This window comes from Cytobacillus horneckiae, assembly GCF_002835735.1.
Taxonomy (GTDB): Bacteria; Bacillota; Bacilli; order Bacillales; family Cytobacillaceae; genus Cytobacillus; species Cytobacillus horneckiae.
Genome location: NZ_PISD01000083.1, coordinates 1 through 20,015, shown reverse-complemented (window position 1 = coordinate 20,015; position 20,015 = coordinate 1). Strand labels below are relative to the sequence as shown.

21 protein-coding genes are annotated in these 20,015 nt (G+C 35.9%); 11 read left to right on the top strand and 10 right to left on the bottom strand.

The genetic code is table 11. From position 1 onward, the window contains the following. The coding region (locus CWS20_RS26410) for a hypothetical protein (RefSeq protein WP_142385426.1) at window positions 1-256 on the bottom strand (256 nt) is incomplete at its 3' end. A gap of 467 nt (window positions 257-723) precedes the next feature. On the opposite strand from CWS20_RS26410, the gene CWS20_RS26405 reads away from it, so the two are divergent. The 4 genes from CWS20_RS26405 to yhaM all read left to right on the top strand — a co-directional run bounded on the left by CWS20_RS26405 (window position 724) and on the right by yhaM (window position 7,541). Then, complete coding sequence (locus CWS20_RS26405) at window positions 724-1,806, top strand: CotH kinase family protein (RefSeq protein ID WP_241504270.1); 1,083 nt, start codon at window positions 724-726, stop codon at window positions 1,804-1,806. A gap of 335 nt (window positions 1,807-2,141) precedes the next feature. Then, window positions 2,142-3,368 (top strand): metallophosphoesterase family protein, encoded by a 1,227-nt coding sequence (locus CWS20_RS26400; RefSeq protein WP_066195846.1) that lies wholly within the window; start codon window positions 2,142-2,144, stop codon window positions 3,366-3,368. Beyond that, entirely contained in the window at window positions 3,368-6,361 is a 2,994-nt protein-coding gene (locus CWS20_RS26395; protein WP_066195849.1) for an ATP-binding protein, read from the top strand. Before CWS20_RS26400 ends, CWS20_RS26395 begins: the two co-directional genes overlap by 1 nt. A gap of 235 nt (window positions 6,362-6,596) precedes the next feature. Continuing rightward, on the top strand, window positions 6,597-7,541 hold the full coding sequence (gene yhaM, locus CWS20_RS26390; protein WP_066195852.1) for a 3'-5' exoribonuclease YhaM: 945 nt from the start codon (window positions 6,597-6,599) through the stop codon (window positions 7,539-7,541). A gap of 22 nt (window positions 7,542-7,563) precedes the next feature. Here the strand turns inward: yhaM and CWS20_RS28290 are convergent, their stop codons facing one another. After that, complete coding sequence (locus CWS20_RS28290; RefSeq protein ID WP_066195855.1) at window positions 7,564-7,836, bottom strand: hypothetical protein; 273 nt, start codon at window positions 7,834-7,836, stop codon at window positions 7,564-7,566. A 66-nt stretch (window positions 7,837-7,902) separates the two neighbouring features. On the opposite strand from CWS20_RS28290, the gene CWS20_RS26380 reads away from it, so the two are divergent. Then, window positions 7,903-8,094, top strand: a complete 192-nt coding sequence (locus tag CWS20_RS26380; RefSeq protein ID WP_066195858.1) for a sporulation YhaL family protein — start codon at window positions 7,903-7,905, stop codon at window positions 8,092-8,094. A gap of 129 nt (window positions 8,095-8,223) precedes the next feature. On the opposite strand, the gene CWS20_RS26375 is transcribed toward CWS20_RS26380, so the two are convergent. Continuing rightward, the gene (locus CWS20_RS26375; RefSeq protein WP_066195861.1) at window positions 8,224-9,135 is read right to left on the bottom strand and encodes a peptidylprolyl isomerase; all 912 of its coding nucleotides are present in this window, start codon (window positions 9,133-9,135) and stop codon (window positions 8,224-8,226) included. Between the two features lie 272 nt (window positions 9,136-9,407). Between CWS20_RS26375 and CWS20_RS26370 the strand changes: the two genes are divergently transcribed. Beyond that, a complete protein-coding gene (locus CWS20_RS26370; protein WP_083957332.1) occupies window positions 9,408-9,497 on the top strand; it encodes a YjcZ family sporulation protein in 90 nt (29 codons plus the stop codon). 59 nt (window positions 9,498-9,556) lie between these two features. Next, the gene (locus tag CWS20_RS26365; RefSeq protein WP_083957333.1) at window positions 9,557-9,649 is read left to right on the top strand and encodes a YjcZ family sporulation protein; all 93 of its coding nucleotides are present in this window, start codon (window positions 9,557-9,559) and stop codon (window positions 9,647-9,649) included. A 150-nt stretch (window positions 9,650-9,799) separates the two neighbouring features. Here CWS20_RS26365 and CWS20_RS28880 read toward each other — a convergent pair whose 3' ends face one another. The 7 genes from CWS20_RS28880 to CWS20_RS26330 all read right to left on the bottom strand — a co-directional run bounded on the left by CWS20_RS28880 (window position 9,800) and on the right by CWS20_RS26330 (window position 14,593). Next, window positions 9,800-9,979 (bottom strand): hypothetical protein, encoded by a 180-nt coding sequence (locus tag CWS20_RS28880; RefSeq protein WP_066195864.1) that lies wholly within the window; start codon window positions 9,977-9,979, stop codon window positions 9,800-9,802. A 117-nt stretch (window positions 9,980-10,096) separates the two neighbouring features. Then, window positions 10,097-10,648: a DUF3267 domain-containing protein gene (locus CWS20_RS26355; protein WP_083957334.1), complete on the bottom strand. Its 552-nt coding sequence runs from the start codon at window positions 10,646-10,648 to the stop codon at window positions 10,097-10,099. A gap of 149 nt (window positions 10,649-10,797) precedes the next feature. Then, window positions 10,798-11,376: an HTH-type transcriptional regulator Hpr gene (locus tag CWS20_RS26350; protein WP_066195867.1), complete on the bottom strand. Its 579-nt coding sequence runs from the start codon at window positions 11,374-11,376 to the stop codon at window positions 10,798-10,800. Between the two features lie 256 nt (window positions 11,377-11,632). Further along, window positions 11,633-11,995, bottom strand: coding sequence for a YtxH domain-containing protein (locus CWS20_RS26345; RefSeq protein ID WP_066195868.1), 363 nt, complete (start codon window positions 11,993-11,995; stop codon window positions 11,633-11,635). Between the two features lie 159 nt (window positions 11,996-12,154). Further along, window positions 12,155-12,682, bottom strand: coding sequence for a tryptophan transporter (locus CWS20_RS26340; protein ID WP_066195869.1), 528 nt, complete (start codon window positions 12,680-12,682; stop codon window positions 12,155-12,157). Between the two features lie 179 nt (window positions 12,683-12,861). Beyond that, entirely contained in the window at window positions 12,862-13,938 is a 1,077-nt protein-coding gene (gene serC, locus CWS20_RS26335) for a 3-phosphoserine/phosphohydroxythreonine transaminase (protein ID WP_066195872.1), read from the bottom strand. A gap of 235 nt (window positions 13,939-14,173) precedes the next feature. Then, a complete protein-coding gene (locus CWS20_RS26330) occupies window positions 14,174-14,593 on the bottom strand; it encodes an HIT family protein (protein WP_066195875.1) in 420 nt (139 codons plus the stop codon). A 621-nt stretch (window positions 14,594-15,214) separates the two neighbouring features. Here CWS20_RS26330 and CWS20_RS26325 point away from each other — a divergent pair. From CWS20_RS26325 to CWS20_RS26310, 4 genes are all read left to right on the top strand, one after another. Continuing rightward, window positions 15,215-15,955 (top strand): ABC transporter ATP-binding protein, encoded by a 741-nt coding sequence (locus tag CWS20_RS26325; protein ID WP_066201469.1) that lies wholly within the window; start codon window positions 15,215-15,217, stop codon window positions 15,953-15,955. Further along, complete coding sequence (locus CWS20_RS26320; protein WP_066195878.1) at window positions 15,948-17,165, top strand: ABC transporter permease; 1,218 nt, start codon at window positions 15,948-15,950, stop codon at window positions 17,163-17,165. The genes CWS20_RS26325 and CWS20_RS26320 overlap by 8 nt, the downstream gene beginning before the upstream one ends. A 19-nt stretch (window positions 17,166-17,184) precedes the next feature. Further along, on the top strand, window positions 17,185-17,901 hold the full coding sequence (locus CWS20_RS26315; protein WP_180321529.1) for an EcsC family protein: 717 nt from the start codon (window positions 17,185-17,187) through the stop codon (window positions 17,899-17,901). A 374-nt stretch (window positions 17,902-18,275) separates the two neighbouring features. Next, on the top strand, window positions 18,276-19,682 hold the full coding sequence (locus tag CWS20_RS26310; protein WP_066195884.1) for a hypothetical protein: 1,407 nt from the start codon (window positions 18,276-18,278) through the stop codon (window positions 19,680-19,682). Window positions 19,683-20,015: the final 333 nt, after the last annotated feature.

Here is a 20,015-nt window from a genome sequence, read left to right as displayed (position 1 = left end):
CTTCTGCGAGAACGGCATGATTTACGCGTGCCTCTCGTGCTTCTGCGAGAACGGCATGATCTGCGCGTACCTCTTGTGCTTCTGCGAGAACGGCATGATCTGCGCGTGCCTCTTGTGCTTCTGTGAGAACGGCATGATCTGCGCGTATCTCTTGTGCTTCTGCGAGAGCGGCATGATTTACGCGTACCTCTCGTGCTTCTGCGAGAACGGGATGATCTACGCGTGTTTCTAGTTCTGCGAGAACGTTTCTTACCAACTGGTTCTTGGTGTAAAAAACTATTTATTTCAGTCTTTGAAACTTCTTCTAATGCAGCTGAAATATCTGCTCCAGTATATCTTCTCAAAATTATTCCTCCTATTTTATTTATAAAGGAATGTCAATTGATAATAAATTGGTATTTTTTAAGTAGTACATCCCTTTAATTAGTATCATTGTACGAAGGTAAAACAGGTTTTGTATGAGTAAAGTGCGTATTTTTAGAAAATTAGACTAAAAACCTCTGTGGCATCTCTTTTGCCAATTTCATATCCTTTAATAACGAGTTGGCAATTACAATTAGTGAGGCTTCAAATGACAGGCTGAAAAACCTGATTCTGTCAAATAACAATCAGTGGCAGGAGAGACAGTCACGATGATGAAAAGCATTTTTCGTGTGATTTGTTTGCTTTATTTTTGTTTATTAGATGGGGCCGACCGTTCATTTGCTACAAGGGGTGATACATGTGAATGAAACAAATCTACAAACGTATAAATTATTTATTCGTCCTCAGGACCTTTCAGCATTAAAGGAGAATATTTGGTCTGATGATCCTGTTACCGGATCATTAACAATAAACAATAAAAAGCTTGATATTGATGTCGTATATCGGGGTTCTCATATAAGGAAATTTAAGAAGAAGTCTTATCATGTACAGTTTTATAAGCCTAAAACATACAGAGGGGCAACTGAAATTCATTTAAACGCGGAATATAAAGATCCTTCATTAATTAGAAACAAACTTTCATTTGATTTTTTTTCTAGCATTGGTGTTTTGACACCTAAGGCAAAACCTGTTGTTTTAGTTTTAAATGGGAGGCAAGAGGGCGTCTATATGGAGTTGGAAGCGGTTGACGAAAACTACTTTAAAAATAGAGGCTTAACTATTCATTCAATTTTTTATGCGGTAGATGGAGACGCTAATTTTTCATTAATTAATGATGATAGAAAACCGAAAAATTCATTAGACCTTGGATATGAAGTAAAATATGGGACAGAAGAAGAGCAGCTGCTTTTGAATGAATTTATTTTTAAGACGAATACACTGACGAAAGCAGAATTTGAAAAGGAGATAATAAAATACGTAGATGTCGATAAATATTTGAAATGGCTCGCAGGGGTTGTTTGTACGCAGAATTATGATGGGTTTGTTCATAATTATGCATTATGCAGAACTGAGAATACAGGATTATTTGAAGTGCTGCCTTGGGATTATGATGCAACATGGGGCAGAGATGTACACGGAAAAGAAATGGATTATAACTATGTTAGAATCGAGGGCTTCAATACATTATCGGCCAGAATTCTTGATATATCTAATTTTAGGAGTAATTATTGCAGCCTATTAAACGATATATTAGAAAATCAATTTACGATAGAATTTATGGAACCTAAAATAGCGGATCTACATGGTAAAATTCGCCCGCATCTATTAACAGATCCATATAAAAGAGATTATATTAAAAACTTCGATGAAGAACCTCAATTTATTATGCAGTTTATTAAAGATAGAAATGCTTTTTTACAGGCAGAATTAAAGAAATTTTAACCTCATTTTGTGATGGATGTCCTTCTAGTATACGTATATCCATTAACGATTAAATAACTTAACGCCGGCTTCGAGTTCGACTCCGGGTATGAGTGATGGATATTTAGATTTACTGGCGGAAGGCAGGATTCGAAAGATAGAGTTCTATTTAGCGCAGAATCTGACTGAAAAGTAAGTTTTTCATAGTGGTGTAACCGTAACTTTAAAAACTTTAGTCTATAACAAATCAATTATGTATATATCAGTTGAAGTTCAATTTTCAAAAACTTTTATAAGAACGTGCATTCGGTTTTCAAATACGTTAAAATGAAGAAAAAAGATTGAGGGGTATAGTTATGAAAAGAGTTACATTTATTCATGCTGCAGATCTTCATTTGGACAGCCCGATGGTTGGCTTGAAGCATCTGCCGCAGAATATTTTCAAAAAGCTGCGAGAGAGCACCTTTGAATCTTTTTCAAAACTGATTAATATAGCAATGATGAAAAAAGTGGATTTTCTTATTCTTGCTGGTGATTTGTTTGATGCGGAGGATCGCAGCATTCGTGCTCAAACGCGATTCCACAAAGAGATGGAAAAGCTTGCAGAAGAGCGTATCCCTGTTTTTGCAGTACATGGAAATCACGATCATATAGAAGGGGAATGGGCACACTTGCCAATGCCCGGAAATGTTCATATATTCAGTCATCAACCAGAGATGCTGAAATTTAAAAATGATCACCTCACTGTTCACTTATATGGCTTCAGCTATCCAGAAAGGCATGTCCATTCCAGGATGATTGATGATTATCAAAAAGTGAATGGAGGAGACTTTCATATTGGAATTCTTCACGGTCATTTTGAAGGTAGCAGTAATCATGGAAACTATGCACCATTCAGATTGGTAGATTTAAAAGAAAAAGCGTTTGATTATTGGGCGCTTGGCCATATTCATAAACGAGCAGTATTGAGTGAGAGCCCGCCAATTATTTATTCAGGAAATATTCAAGGCAGAAATAAGAAAGAAACAGGTAGAAAGGGGTGCTATCTTGTCGAATTAACGGAGTCAGGTCATTCGTATGAATTTATTGAAACGGAGTCCGTTATTTGGGATGAGATGTTCATCGATGCTTCAGCAGCGCAAACCTTTCATGAGATATTAATTGAATGCAGGAGAGCAATCGAAGAGGTTCGACAGGAGCAAAAGGGGGTCTTGTTAAAATTAATAGTAGAAAACATTACACTAACGGAAACAGAGAAAAAAGGGATAGAGAACGGTGAACTGCTGGAAATATTGCAGGATGAAGAAAAAGACAAGGAATCATTTGTCTGGATTTTTGAACTGGATTTCAAAGTGAAGGTAGAATGGAATCGAACAAAACTAGGAAACGAATCTGAGTTTTTCAATGAATTATTTAAGCAATCAGAACAGCTTGAATATCTCGATGGAAGTCTATCTACCCTGTATTCACATCCAACTGCCAGAAGATATATCGACGGTTTGTCAGAGGATGATAAAAAAATCCTAGCTGAAGATGCAGAAAATTTATTAATGCATCTCCTAATAAAATCGGAGGTGGAGTAGTGAAAATTACTGAAATACATATTTATGGATTTGGAAAGCTTAATGATTTATTTATTGATAATCTACAAGAATTTCAAGTTTTTTTCGGGGAAAACGAGGCAGGTAAATCGACAATAATGGCCTTTATTCATAGCATTCTATTCGGTTTTCCAACAAAGCAGCAAGCAGAGCGAAGGTTTGAACCGAAGCACGGGGCAAGTTATGGCGGCAAGCTAATGATAGATTTTCCAATTCACGGGAGAACTGTAATTGAACGAGTTAAAGGCAAGGCAGCTACAGGAGATGTTATCGTTTTTCTTGAGGATGGGACTAAGGGTGGAGAAGCTTTATTAAAGGAGCTTCTGCACCGAGTCGATAAAAATCTATTTCAATCTGTTTTTTCCTTTAATATACATGGATTGCAAAATGTTCAGCAAATAAAAGGCGAAGATTTAGGAAAGTTCCTATTTTCCGCTGGGGCGATCGGAACAGATAGAATTCTAATTGCTGAACAATCGCTCCAAAAAGAACTTGAAGACCGCTTTAAGCCAAATGGAAATAAGCCTTTGATTAATATGAAGCTAAAAGAGATGAAGCAAATTCATCATGACTTGAAAAAGGCAGAGCGAAAGAATGCGGAATATTGGACAAGATTACAAAAAAAAGAAATGATGGAAAATCAGCTTAAGAGACTGCAATCAGAACGGATAGAACAGGAAGTGGAATTGAAAAGCTTGAAGGAATGGGAACAAATAGAGCCGTTGTACTTGCAGTATAAACTATTGCAGGAAGAAGCCGGCATATTCGAGCCAGTAAAGTTTCCTGTTGACGGTCTTGCTAGGCTGGATCGGCTAGAGAGTGCAATAGATCCGCTAGAGGCTCAAAAGGCAAGCTTAGCATCAAGAATCCAATTATTAAAAGCTGATATAGATCAGGTTCACCCTCATGCAGAATTGCTGAATAAAGAAAATGAAATCCATTCGGCGGTTGAAAGCCTCCCATTATGGGAGAAGCTGAAGCAAGAGGAAGAGGAATTGACATTTAAGCTAAACTCGATAGAAGAAGAAATTGTTCTATTAGGAGAAAAACTGCATCTCCCAATAGATGAAAAAAGCTTAATTAACTTGGATACAAGCGTATTTATGAAAGATAAGATTTTAAAAGCAGCCGAGAAGTACAGAAAACTACAAGATAGAAAACAGGACCTTGATGAGCGCTTTGAAGAAGAACGGCAAGCGTTAATGGCGTGTGAAGAAGGATTAGCGGGGTTAAAGAGAAATACACTCCAGCCGGAGGAAAGGATCGAGCTACAAAGCCAATTATCTTTTGCTAATGAAAAAAAACAGTTACAACAAGAATTGGATGACATTTTTGATAGACAGGAAATGTTAAAAAAGGTGCAAAGAACAAGGAGTTCAGGTAGCAAAAAGAAAGGAGAGCGTATCCAATTTACTTTATTCACAGGGCTATTTATCATTCTGGCAAGTTGGGGTTTTTGGAGTGGAAATTGGCTTATTGCATTAACGGGAATTTGTGGAATGATTTTTTCTATTTACACTTTAATGAAAAGACAAACATCGAGATCTGATGATTTTTTTGATTCTGAAATGCTGTCTTTAAAAGAAAGAGAAAAATCATTGAGGGAAAAAATCAACGGACTTAATCCTATAAATACAGCAGAAACAGAAACATTGCTGAAAAAAGATGATGAATTGCAGTTGCAAATGAGTCAAACCCAATTGCAGTTGAAACAAATCAATGAACAATATGAAAAAATAATATATTTCTATGAAGAATGGGAAGCCGCTTCAGTGAATGCTGAAAAAGTATTAATTGATTTGAGCCACAAGCTTGAATTGCCTGATTCATTAGCGCTATTTCATTTAGTTGATGCCTTCAATTTAATTGAACGGCTAAAGGCGCTAGTAAAAGAAAAGGGATATTTAATTGAAAGAAGAGACGCTGCAGCAAATCGGATAAATGAAATTGTTTCTGCATTTGAATCGTTGTATTTATTAATTAATGAGGATTCTACGACGATTCAGGAATGTGCGTACATGTTAAAAAAGAAATTAAAAGAAGAAATGGAAAAACAAATTAAACAGAAAGAAATGAATGTAAAGCTGTTGGAACTTGAGGAGGAATGGCAGTCGGTCAATACATTATGTGATCATTATTTGGAGGAACGATTCAAGCTGCTAACATTAGTGAATGTCGATTCGATAGAAGCATATAGGGAGCTTGGTAATAAATTTGCTAAGAAAGAAAGTATTGAAGAACAATTAAGGACGCTTCATCTAAAACTAAAGATGGCATCACTTACATTTGAAGAGATGGAGAAACTGGATTCATTAAACAACATCCGGGCTAAAGCACGTGAAATTCAGCATCACCTTGCAAACATAGAGGAAGAGATTTCATTACTGCAGAAGCAAATGGCAGAAAACCAATATGAAATTAGTTTAATTGAAGAAGGAGGGATTTATGCTGACCTACTGCATACGTATAAATTAAAAAAAGCAGAATTAGAAGAACATGCAAAAGAATGGGCAACATATGCAGCTGCAAAAAATGTTCTTGCCAGAACAGTGGAGCGTTTTCAAGAAGAGAGGCTGCCTAAAATTCTTACTAAGGCAGAAGAGTATTTTAGTATATTAACGAATAACAAATATTGTAGAATTTATTTGCATAAAGAAGTGAGTAATTTTCATATTGAAAATAACGAAGGCGATTTATTTGAAGCGAAGGAGCTGAGCCAGGCTACCGCAGAGCAATTGTACTTGTCTTTTAGATTGGCGCTGGCAGAAACAGTGTATGGAAAATATTCCTTCCCTATAATCATTGACGACAGCTTTGTAAATTTTGATCATCATAGAACAGAAAAAGTAATTGAATTGCTGAAGAAAATAAAAGGAAAGCAGATTTTATTTTTCACATGTCATCAACATCATCTTAAATATTTTTCTGCACAACAGCTTATTGAGGTAAGCAAAAAAACGAGCACTTCAGCCTGATATATATAGCTGTATATTGATGAAATGCGTCCTATCAATCCAAAGCATATTTAGCACACCAACTTTGTCCATCGCTAATTATAAAAGGTCATACCGCTATTTTATATTAGCTGGAATTTTTGGAAGGAAAAGAAGGGAGTATGTTATACTGATTTAATAGAAGTGTGTATTCAAACATTTGGCTAAAATTCCATGAATGTTTGCGTATTCCGAGGGAAGGAGATTAAGTGCTGCGATGTCAAAAGGAATCGTATATTATGAAGTAGGCGAGCAAATTGAACTATTTCTACTTATAAAAACTGCAACAAAAGGAATTGCCAGCAATGGCAAACCTTTTTTAACATTAATTTTTCAAGATCAAAGTGGAGATATTGAAGCTAAGCTTTGGGACGTCTCTGATCAGGATGAAAAAAATTATAGCCCAGAAACAATCGTTAAAGTGGCAGGGGATATTTTAAATTATCGTGGTCGAAACCAGCTAAGAATTAGGCAAATTCGTCCAGCTTCTCCTACAGATTCTGTAAAGCTTGCTGATTTTCTCGAAACGGCTCCCTTGAGCTCAGAGGAAATGATGGGAAAGGTCACTCAATATATCTTTGAAATGAAAAATCCCAACATCCAAAGAATTACGAGGCATTTATTAAAGAAACATCAGGAAGCCTTTCTAGAATATCCAGCAGCAACAAAAAACCATCATGAGTTTGTTTCCGGCCTTGCCTATCATGTCGTTTCAATGCTTGATTTAGCCAAAGTCATTGCCGGTTTGTATCCAACATTAGACAAGGATCTTTTATATTCTGGCATCATTCTTCATGACCTTGGAAAAGTTATAGAACTATCCGGACCTATCTCTACTTCTTATACAGTTGAGGGAAATTTGCTTGGTCATATCTCTATTATGGTCAATGAAATTGGGAAGGCGGCTGAGGAGTTATCCATTAAAGGAGAAGAAATTGTCATTCTCCAGCATTTAGTTTTATCTCACCATGGTAAAGCTGAATGGGGCAGCCCGAAGCCTCCATTAATTAAAGAAGCAGAGATTCTTCATTATATAGATAATTTAGATGCAAAAATGAATATGCTTGACCGCGCCCTTGAACGAATCAAGCCTGGTGAATTTACTGAAAGAGTATTTGCGCTGGAGAATCGTTCATTTTATAAACCTACTTTCCATAAATAAAAGATGCCGCAATAAAGGGATATCAAAATGCCTTAGAAAGTGAAAATAAGAAAATTTTCAGTTGAGAGGTGTCCGTTCGACTTTTGCGGGAGAGGAGCGAGACAGTCGAGCCACTAATGGCGCGTAGTGCCGAAGTGGCTCGACGCTCGCCACGTGGAAAGCATCGGAATCCTAAACCGTTCATTTTTTTGAGATGAGGTTCTTTACAGCCTGATGCCCTAATAAAGGGCATTTTTTTTTCGATTATTAAAATTGTTTCATTTGAATCATAATGGACTTTCACATTTTTTGTCATGATTCCTCTTTCCTTCGCATAGAGTGTAGTAGACAAGCAGTAAACCTATTGTAGGGAGGAAGTAATGTGATACCAGTATGGGTCTATTTCGTTGTAGCAGGCATTATTGTTAGTGCATTCATGGCAGTGAAGACAGGAAGAGATGAACGCAAAGTTGAGAATGATATGATTGAACAAGAGGGAGAAGTATATATGAAGCGCCTAGAAGAAGCAAGAGACGAAAAAAAATCGGAACATGAAAGATCATTGGGCGTTTAATATGAAGAATCTTGTCATCTATGTTTGTAACCATAACAATGGGGTATTGTATATTAAATGAGCAGTATGAAGAACAATACCTTTTATAACTAAAAAAGAACCCTTTTAGTTAAAAGGGTTCTTTCTGCATTATTTCTCTTCTGTTTCTTCTTTATTGCTGTCGTTTTCTTTATCAGTATTTTCTGCTTCTGGAGTTTCAGTCTCAAAAAGGTCCTTCAAGTCTTCGTCTTTCACTTGAACATCTGCATCTTTTAATTCACGAGTCATTGCTTCTTGAATCTTAACGCCATCAAGCTTGGACACTTTTATTTCGTATTCCATCTCTTCTTTCATTTCTTCAAATGATTTTTTCTCTTCTTTTTCAGTCATTTGAATAATATGGAAACCGTGAGAAGATTTCACAGGTTTGCTGATTTCATCAACTTTTAATGCATAAGCAGCTTCTTCAAACTCAGGCACCATTTGGCCTTTGCCAAACCATCCTAAATCACCGCCATTTGCTGCAGATCCAGGATCAGTTGAGTATTCAGTAGCAAGCTCAGCAAAATCACCGCCATCGTTAAGCTTTTTCTCTACTTCTTTGGCTGTCTCTTCATCTTCTACAAGAATATGTCTTGCTTTAATTCTTGGCTCGTAATTATCATAGTATTCTTTAAGCTCTTTTTCAGTTACTTCAATATCTTTAGTTGCAGCTTTTTCTTGCATTAATCCAGTTCTTAATGTGGATTTGAGGTGTTCTTCATCTTTATAACCATACTGCATTAATGCCATTTCAAAGTTAGCACCTAATTGTTCCTTCATTTCATCCACTTTTTCATTTACTTCTTCATCAGAGATATCATAGTTTTTTGATAAAACTTTTTCATAGACAAGCTCCTGAAGGACTGCATCCCCATATTGCGCCTTCAATGCTTCATAAAATTCTTCCTGAGTAACGTTTCCATTCTCAGTTTCTACTACAACCTCTGAGTCCCCTGAACTACACGCACTTAAGCCAACTACGCCAGCTGCAACAGAAAGGGATAAAATCCATTTTTTCATGTTGAACACTCCCAAAATAATTTGTCATTTATACACAATATTTACTATAACACAAAAGGATTTGATAACAAAAACATTAAGGGTAAAAATAGACCAAAAATTAAGGGTATTTGCCTAACCATTCTTGGTATAGCTACATAGGATATAAAGAAACTTTTAGGGGTGTTTCGTCCATTGAACCATTTATTTACTTAAAGACGGGATACACGCCTATTCGAACAACAGGGTGTTTGAATAGTATGTGGTAACAACCTAATAAGGGAGGTGTTATCATGGGCGGTGGATTTGGACACGGCGGAGGTTTCGCTTTGATCGTTGTACTGTTTATATTATTAATCATCGTAGGCGCTGCTTGGTGTTAATTTATGAAACACTATGAGGTGATTCAACCATAAAGTGTTTCTGGAAGGGAGGAAGTTGTATGTCTGGCGGTGGATTTGGACACGGCGGAGGTTTCGCTTTAATTGTTGTTCTTTTCATTTTGTTAGTAATTATTGGAGCTTCTTGGTGTTAAGGCTTGAGTAATCAAGAAGGACGGCTATGAGAACTTTTCGTATGCGGCTTAAAAATGGAATCTCTCTTGAGTATAAATCTCCTTTTTAGACACCTCAAAAATTCAACATAATAAAAGCGGTGGAATGTATCCACCGCTTTTATTATGTGTTTAAGTTAATGCAATCTCTACAAAAGATGAAATTAATAATATTGTTATCAGAACATTTATCGTTCTGTAAACTTTAGGTTGTTTTTCTTCGGGAATTTCCTTTTGTAGACATAATGAATAAGTCATTTTATTAATATAGTATAAAATAAAGACAGCAAAAACAATGAAAATGGAGATCATCTAAGATTCCCTCCCCTAGTCAGACTATGTGTATGTTAATTACCATATCAAAATTAAACAAAAAAAGAAAGTATAAAAGGTTGGAAGGTTAATATTTTATGATACATTCTCATTTGTTCAATCAGTCGAGAGGACAAGTATTTCGATACCAGTCTCGTTTTCTTCAATATATGAATTTTTTGGCGCGCTCATCACATATTTTATATAAACCATATCAGAAAATGATAATCCGATATGATAGGATAATAGGATGATTAGATAAACGGCATATTCAGTAAATATAAACGAAAGCAAAATTAACGAACTATTGATAACAATAGAAGGAGTTGAAAGGGCTAATAAACATGCCCATTTAGAAATTGGTTCATTAATCTGTATCGTAATAATTGGATAAAATCCTGACTTTAAATATAAGGATTTTTTAATTTTATCATTGTAAGGCAATAAAGATAAAAAATGGAAAAACTTATGCAATGGATAAAGCAAAATAAACAAAGTAAAAAAGATAATAAATACTTTATTATTAAACATTGTATCAGTAAAAATATAAGCTGCTGGGATGTAGATAATAATAAAAGTAAACAGTGTAAGCATCAATGAAAAAATAGTCATTCTTAAATGGCCATATTGCTTATTCAAGTTAATTGCCTTCCAGCAATTCATTCTCATGATTGTCCTCCAAAATAGCGTAAGTGATAAAGTCAAAGCCTACTTTACTCCGATATTTTTGAAAAAGCAATAGGGTTCTCGCCATTAAAAAACAAAAAATAAAAAGCGGAATGGTTTTATCTAAAATACTCCGCTTTGAATCATTTTTCTTATTTAACTAGTTCTTTTTCATTTTCCTGCTTTTTAACCAATTTTCCTTCTTCTTCTGTAAACTCTCTTTCAATGTTGGAAAAGGATTTCTCAAATATTTCCATGAAATCTTCGCCGTATATATTTCGGATAATCGCCATCATTTCGATGATGTCCGGAAATTTTCCATATAAATCCTTCAATGGCATCGCGCCGTTAAATACAGAGTTTTTATCTGGCTGATACGTTTCCATTATTTGCAGAAAAACGCTTTCACCTTGTTCAGTAAGTTTAATGTAAGTATTTCTTTTATCACTTTCACGTTTAGAGAATTCTAAATATCCTCGTTCCTCTAATTTCTTAGAGAAGTTAAATGCAGTGGATACATGCATGACTCCAAACTTGGCAACATCAGAAATGGATGCACCGTTCAGATGATAAGCAATCCATAAGATGTGATGTTCATTAATGTTCAGGTCGTAAGGCTTAATCCATTGTTGCCAATCCTTTTCAATAGACTTCCATAGTGCTTTACTAAGTTGCGCGATTCGCTGGCTAAAGAGCATGGCTTCCTTCATAGAGTAATTCACATCTGACATTCGTTTCACCTACTTTTTTTATATTGTATTATCATTATGCCAATAAAACAAAAATTAATAAAGAAATAAATTTACTTAATTTTTAGATATTATAATGTGTAATTATACAGCATGTCTATTGAAAAAATATGCAATGTGTTGGCATAATCAAGATTTTACGACCATTTTTATAACATAATATATTAGTTTTCTTCCTTAAAATAAGAAATCCTTCTTTTTCCGTAAAATATTTTTAGAAAAAAGAAGGATTTTTTATTTATTTACTAGGTACATTAAGTGTTTTTTCTAAATCAGCAATAGATTTCTCGATGTTTGCAATTTCTTTTTGTAATTCCTGTTGATGGGGAAGAATATCTTTCTTCCATTGACTGATTGAATCTGCCATATCAGTGGCTAACGTTGAGAGTGCCTCTTTTCCTTCTTCGCCTACATATGCTAACCGGCTTTTTATCTCTTTCAGCTGTTCTCCAAGTTCTTTGATTTGCAAAGCGATTGATTTTGATTGGATGGAAATATACTTTCTTGTATCTTTACCTGAAGCAGGAGCAGATAAAAGGGTTGCTATTCCAGCGGCAACTCCCCCAACAACGAATCCTAGAAATAGTGTTTTCGCCTTCATATACATTCACCTCTAAATAATATGTTAGCTTTATCATACAATATTTTTTTCATTGAAACATCTTTTTGAATTATTACGACAAGAATATCTAAGTAAAAGCCAGTAAATACAGGAGGGAAGGAAAAATAAAAGCCCGCATGAGAGCGGGCGAGGTATGCATTATGAATGTAGCGCTTGTTCATTTAATTTTGTTCTTTTGCTAATTGATTGTGCAATTGGATAAAGAATAATCATTAAGACAGTGTTAAATCCTGCAGCCGGTAATACACCAAGCGCAAACATTGCCAGGAATGCATCTGGCAATCCTACGATGAAGTAGGCGGAAGTCAAGAATATGATACCTGAAATGATGGTTCCGATTGCTGTAAGCACAATGGCTACAACTGATTGAGCCTTTATTTTTTTTAGCAGCATAAGTAATCCGAAAAAGATAAAGGCAGTAGCGAATTTATCAATTATATTTGGGAATAATCCTCCAGGAAAAGTAGTGGTTAAACCGGATAAAAGTCCAGTAACTAATCCCATTAATAAAACACTTTTCTTGTCAGGAAATAAAATAATTCCTAAAAACATCATCGTAAGCATCATATCTGGCTTTAACCCCATAATAATCCCGGGGGTAATAGCATGCAATACAACGCCCATTCCTGCCAATAGGGCAAGAGCAACTAAGTTTTTACTTTTCATTTCTCATCTCTCCTAAGCTAGTCTATTGTTCTCCTAAAACTCATGTTTCTCCTGTAGTGCACTCATTGCCTATAGCGAAAAACTTTAACCAATTATAACATCAATCAAACGACTTTGAAATAAGTATTTTTTGGCTGGTGGATAGTAAAGAATGTTAATAGGCTTCATTTATGTCTAAATTAATTGTTTAGGCGGAAATTCTTCATAAATGAAGCAAGTTCATGTACATGCTCTTTTGGAACTGCATTATAAATAGATGCGCGGCAGCCGCCAACTGAGCGATGGCCATTTAAGCCAACAAATCCTGCATGCTTCGCCTCTGCCAGGAATTTGGCAGACAATTGTTCGCTTGCCAGGTTAAAAGTAACATTCATTTGTGAACGGCTATTTTTTTCGGCATGTCCGATGTAAAATCCATTGCTTTCGTCAATTTCTGCATATAAAGCATGTGCCTTCTCTGTATTTTCTTTTTGTATAGCCTCTAAGCCGCCAGTTTCTTCTACCCATTCAAGAACTAGTGATAATAGATAGATTGCAAGTGTAGGAGGTGTGTTATATAGAGAGTTATTGCTGGAATAAGTGTGATAATTAAGCATCGTTGGAAGCTTTCCGTTATCCTTAATTAACTCTTTGCGAATAATAACAACCGTAACACCTGAAGGACCCAGGTTTTTCTGGGCGCCGGCGTAAATTAAATCAAACTGATCCATATTAAGTGGTCTTGACAAAATATCACTGGACATATCAGCGACAACTGGTATCGCTACATCAGGAAATTGATGCCATTGTGTCCCATAAATCGTGTTGTTGCTTGTTATATGTAGATATGCTGCATCTTCAGTTACCTTTATATCCGAAAGATTTGGTATGGAATGATAGCCGCCTTCTTTAGTTGAAGCAGCAACTGCTGTTTTTCCAATTTTGTTTGCCTCTTTTAAAGCTTTATCTGACCATGATCCAGTTAATACATAATTTGCTGTACTTTCTTCAGAGAGTAAATTCATTGGTATCATTGAAAACTGCAGGCTAGCTCCGCCTTGCAGGAAAATCACCTCAAAGTCATCAGAAATCGATAACAGCTTTCGAAGAGAGGTAATGGCCTGATTATGCACAGCCTCATATTCCTTGCTGCGATGGCTCAATTCCATAATTGCCATTCCGCTATTATTAAAGTTCAGCCAATTTTTTTCTGCCTTTTCCAAAACTGCTTGAGGTAAAGCTGCTGGTCCCGCATTAAAATTTAAAGCACGTTTCATCATTTTCCCTCCACACTTCATCAATGTTGTTCTATATCACTGTAAAGAAATAAAGATATAACTATGTTACCAAAAAAAATTCAATTGTACAGAAGTAAAATAAAAAGATTTTGAATATTTTCTAAAGGTGGGAGAGTAATTTTGTCCATGAGCACGTGCCATCAAAAAAAAGCTTACTCCCCATACGACTGTATAAGCCGTTAAGGGAATAAACTTCATAGAGGAAATTTACAAATTATAAATGACTGCTAATGCTATTCGCCATATCTTTTAATTCATCACCAGTATATTGAGATTCATTTGATTTCCAGACGATACCTAAACCGTCTCCTTTGCCATAACGGGGAATCAGATGCATATGATAATGGAAGACAGTTTGTCCTGCGGCTTCGCCATTATTGTTAATCAAATTTAAACCTAAAGGGTTGAATTCTGTTTTTAGTGCATTTGCGATTAAAGGAACGGATTCAAATACTCTTTGGGCAGTTTCTGAATCAAGCTCATAAATGTTTTCTTTATGTACCTTTGGAATGACTAATGTATGTCCCTTTGTGACCTGGCTAATATCAAGAAAAGCAACAACATGTTCGTTTTCATATACTTTGGCTGACGGAATTTCTCCATTCACAATTTTACAAAAAATACAATTACTCATTTATTTCAACTCCTACTATGACTTATATTTAACATATTTTATCATAAGTATAGCTATTTCTTAAAGAAAAAGGCAGGATTCATTAAGAATCCTGCCGAAGTGAAGGGGAAGGCCTCATATTGTGCTTCTATTTCAGGAAATATCTTTAACAAACACCTCATTCAAAATGAATTGTGTTAATGAGATAAGCTTGATCTTTGCTGACGATCTATCCATTATAGGTTTCACAACTTATAAGGCTTTGATTGTCGTATTTAATAAACACCTCATTTAAAATGATTGGGAAGACCACTTTCGTGTAAAGCGGCCTTTTGTGCTTAAAAAATGATCAATGCGTTTTCATTACAATTGTGCAATAAAAACATCTCCTTCTTTTCGTCACTTAAGAAGCTTTATCGTTTTTGAAAGGAAATTGTCTGCTGTAGACACCTCATCTCAAATTTTTCATCGAATGATGAATGGATATGTTTCCCCTTCAAGAGATAGAATGCCCTGCATATTTGCTAAATATGCGTAATAGAAATGAATGAAATAAATCCTCAATCTGGACAAGGGGCTTTCGCTTTTTTTACAATAGAATTATTATATATTTTGCTAGAAAAATTAGGAAGGACGTTGTTTATGGCTCTTTTGGACATCAAAAAGGTAACAGGGGGTTACACAAGGAACCCTGTATTAAAAGAAATTTCTTTAGATGTTAAGGCAAATGAAATTGTAGGCTTAATCGGTCTAAACGGAGCGGGGAAAAGCACAACAATAAAACATATTATTGGATTAATGGAGCCTCATAATGGAGAAATAACAATAAATGGGAAATCGTTTTTGCAGGATAAAGAAGAATATCGCAAACAATTTACATTTGTTCCCGAAACCCCGATATTGTACGATGAATTGACTCTAGATGAACATTTAGAAATGACTGCAATGGCTTATGGAGTAGATAAAAAGGAATATCAAGAAAGAAAAGCTCATCTATTAAAGGAATTCAGGATGGAAAAGCGCTTAAAATGGTTTCCTGCACATTTTTCCAAAGGAATGAAACAAAAGGTAATGATTATGTGTGCGTTTTTAGTTCAACCATCTTTATATATTGTTGATGAACCATTTGTAGGTCTTGATCCATTAGGAATTCAATCGCTATTGGATTTAATGGAAAAGGTTAAGGAAAGCGGAGCGGGCATCTTAATGTCCACACATATTTTAGCTACTGCGGAAAGGTATTGTGACCGCTTTGTTATTCTTCATGAAGGTAAGGTTCGGGCAAAAGGGACATTGGCAGAGCTGCGGGACCAGTTTAGGATGCCTGGAGCCACATTGGATGATTTATACATACAATTAACGAAGGAAGAAGACTATGTTTAATGAACAAAGGCTATGGAAGGACAGGTTAAGTAAACGGATTAAAGAACTTAGCCGCTATTTAAAATATATATTTAACGGTCACATCGTTATTGTTATGGTTTTTCTTATCGGTACTGCCGCATATTATTATCAAGAATGGGTAAAAGGCTTGCCGCAGGACTATCCTGTTTCACTCATCATGGCAGTCATTCTTGGTTTGCTAGTTACCTACAGTCCAATTTATACCTTTCTAGAAGAAGCGGATAGAGTGTTTTTATTGCCGCTGGAAGAGCGGTTAAATGGTTATTTTAAAAAGGCAATTTTCGTAAGCTTTTTATTCTCTGCCTATATGATTATCATTGGTCTTGCAGTCTTTATGCCAATGTATGCAAGTGTGAATAATGGCAGTTTTGGCTCGTTTCTCCCGTTTTTAGCAGTTTTACTATTGCTTAAGATTTTAAATTTCACGATTCGCTGGAGAGTGCAGTATTTTATTAATAATCAAACGCATTTGCTTGATTCACTTGTCAGGTTTTTTGTGAATGGTACATTTCTTTACCTATTATTCGAAGGGGCAAGCCTAATATTTTTAGCAATTGTTGGCGCCATTTTATTACTGCTTTATGGTTATTATTTTGTGAAAACGAAGGAAAAGGGTTTAAAGTGGGAATATTTAATTCAATCAGAAGAGCGGAGAATGGCCTCTTTTTACAGGCTTGCAAATATGTTTACTGATGTTCCTCATTTGAAGGAGAGAATTAAACGAAGAAAATGGCTCGATTGGTTGCTAATTAACATACCTTTTGCACAAAACAAGATCTACCATCATTTATTTATGAGGACTTTCTTACGATCAGGTGATTATTTAGGCATTTTTATTAGGCTGTCTCTGATCGGCGGTGCGATTATTTACTTTATTTCGTTTGGGATGGGGCAAGTAATCTTCGCATTATTATTTATGTATTTAACAGGATTTCAAATATTGCCATTATGGAAGCATCATCAAAATAAACTTTGGCTCAGTTTATACCCGGTTAATCACACTGTTAAAGAAAAATCTTTTAAAGGATTATTAGCAAACATTTTATATGTTCAATCAGTCTTGTTTACTATAGTTTTAATGATGAAAGGAGATATAGTGATTGGTGCAATTACATTGATTGCCGGCATTCTGTTTTCCTATTTATATTCACATGTCTATATTGTGAGGAAATTGAGATCTTCCTTTTAAATAGAAAGGAGCTATAATGTTGAACATATATGAACAAGATGTATATAAAGAAGTTCAAGATTGGATGTATAAAATCGGCAAGAAATCAAGACTGTTTCAACGCGTTTCAAAACAGGCACAAACAAAGCTGAATAATTATATACCGGAAAAAGCTCATACAATGATCACAGATGCCATTAAAAACATGGTAAAGATGACCCTGGCTGGATCTAATTTGACTACGAAAAAACCGCCAATGGAAGAGCTGTCACTTGAGGAGAAGGATCAAAGGCTTGCTGAAAAATTAACTTCGTATCGGAAAACGGCCACGATTGAAGGTGCCGGGACAGGTGCTGGCGGCATCTTTCTAGGATTGGCTGATTTTCCATTACTGCTTTCTATTAAAATGAAATTCTTATTTGAAGCTGCAGCAGTGTACGGATACGATACTTCTGAATATGAAGAAAGATTATTTTTACTTCACATATTTCAGCTCGCCTTTTCAAGTGATGATAAACGGCGAGAAACGCTGGAGACGATTGTGCACTGGGATGAAAGGAAGGAAGAATTAATTGATATGGATTGGCGTGTATTCCAACAAGAATATCGCGATCATATAGATTTTGTGAAAATGTTGCAGCTCCTGCCTGGAATTGGTGCGGTTGTCGGTGCGTATGCAAACTATAATTTGCTAGATCACTTAGGTGAAACAGCAAAACATGTATTTAGGCTGCGTTATATTCAAAAACTCATATAGAGTTAAGCGCATTTCATGAAAGAATGAAAATGCCTGTAAAATCCTATCGCTTAAGAAATAATTTCTCGAAAGCCTCTCTTTTAAATTTGGAGAGGCTTTTTCGACATTAATCGACTTATTACCTGGGAAATGATCGAAATAAAGAACGTTGTATGCCTTTTGTATTTAGTTAAGTTAGGGGTGGGTGGTTAATAAACGCGACGCTCAGGGAAAAAATAGAATGCTCTTAGTAGACAAAAAGGTGAAATTTACCATTTTTTATTAATTTAAATGGACAAATTAACGCGGCTCACAACTTTTATTGTTCCTCATACCTTATAGTAACCCAGTCAGGGTAAATGCCTATATTAAAGGGTGAGGAAGGAGTAAGGATCATGGGAGTAGAGCTTACAGCACTCCATTGGATATATGTACTCTTTATTATATTAATTATTGGCTTTATGGTCATGAGACGCGATACGACATTTGTTAGTATTGCTGGCATTTTTTTAATAGCAATCACAGCAACAGGGTCATTAAGTGCGTCGGTAAGCAGCATTTTTGGCAGCTTTATATATGCTATAACCGAACTTCTACCCACTATTTTAGTCATCTCGATTATCGTAGGAATGAGCAAGACACTAACTTCAACAGGTATTAATGATGTGATGATTTCACCATTTGTAAAATTAATTAAAACACCATCCTTAGCTTATTGGACAATCGGCATTTTGATGATGGCTATTTCATGGTTCTTTTGGCCCTCTCCAGCTGTTGCCTTAATTGGTGCTGTTTTGTTGCCTGTAGCTATACGTGCTGGTTTACCTGCCTTAGGTGTAGCAATGGCAATGAATTTATTTGGTCATGGCATCGCTTTATCAGGCGATTTTGTCATTCAGGCCGCTCCAAAGCTAACAGCCGATGCTGCCGGCCTTCCCGTTGCAGATGTAATTACAGCAAGTATTCCGCTCGTTATTGTCATGGGTGTGGTGACAACCTTCACAGCATTTTATTTATTAAAGAAAGATATGAAGACTGGAAAAATGACAATGAATACTGCCGTCACTGATGATATTACCGAAAATCCGGAAGATGAAAAGAAGTACGAGAAATTGTTAACTGCTAATCAGAAAAAAATATTTGCTGTGCTTATTCCCATATTATTTACAGCTGATGTAGCTGCTATGTTTATGCTTAATTTACAAGGTGGAGATGCGACAGCCCTTGTTGGCGGCACAGCAATTTTTATTCTTATTTTAATCACACTCTTTACACATAAAAGTAAAGGTTTAGAGAAAACGACAGCTTACTTCATAGACGGATTTCAGTTTGGGTTTAAAGTGTTTGGACCTGTCATACCAATTGCTGCATTCTTTTATTTAGGGGATGCTGGATTTCAAACAATAATAGGGGATTTGCTACCAGCTTCCTCCCACGGAATTGTCAACGATTTAGGAGTCGCGCTTGCGTCCGTTGTACCATTATCGGCTCAAGTTGGTGCTGTTACATTAACAGTAGTCGGAGCAATCACGGGCTTGGATGGCTCAGGATTTTCGGGCATTTCATTGGCCGGTTCAATAGCTAATCTTTTTGCAACTGCAATTGGCGCCGGGGCGGCCACTTTAACAGCTTTAGGTCAAATAGCTGCGATCTGGGTTGGCGGAGGCACATTAATCCCTTGGGCAATGATACCTGTTGCTGCCATATGTAAAGTCGATGTGTTCGAGCTCGCTAGAAGGAACTTTTTTCCAGTCGTGATCGGTCTTGTTGTAACGACGATTGTTGCAATGTTCTTAATTTAGTGCATGAGAAGAGCTTTTCTATATATAAATTTTGCTTTATAAAATTTAATTGTGGCGAGTTTATTCCTCTAAAGGAAGAACAAATCAATCGCTTCATGTAAATAAAGCGAGTTTATTCCTCTAAAGGAAGAACAAATCGATCGCTTCATGTGAATAAAGCGAGTTTATTCACGCATGAAGGGAAAAACGAACTGTTGTTATTTGAAGCATGAATTTTTCAAAATGATGTTACTGTATCTGAAAAGAGTGCGTTTAAAGTCCTGAAATTAACCGCCTGGTGGAGTCATGAACAAAGCCGCACCTAACTCCATCAATGAAGTGACCCCTAAAAGT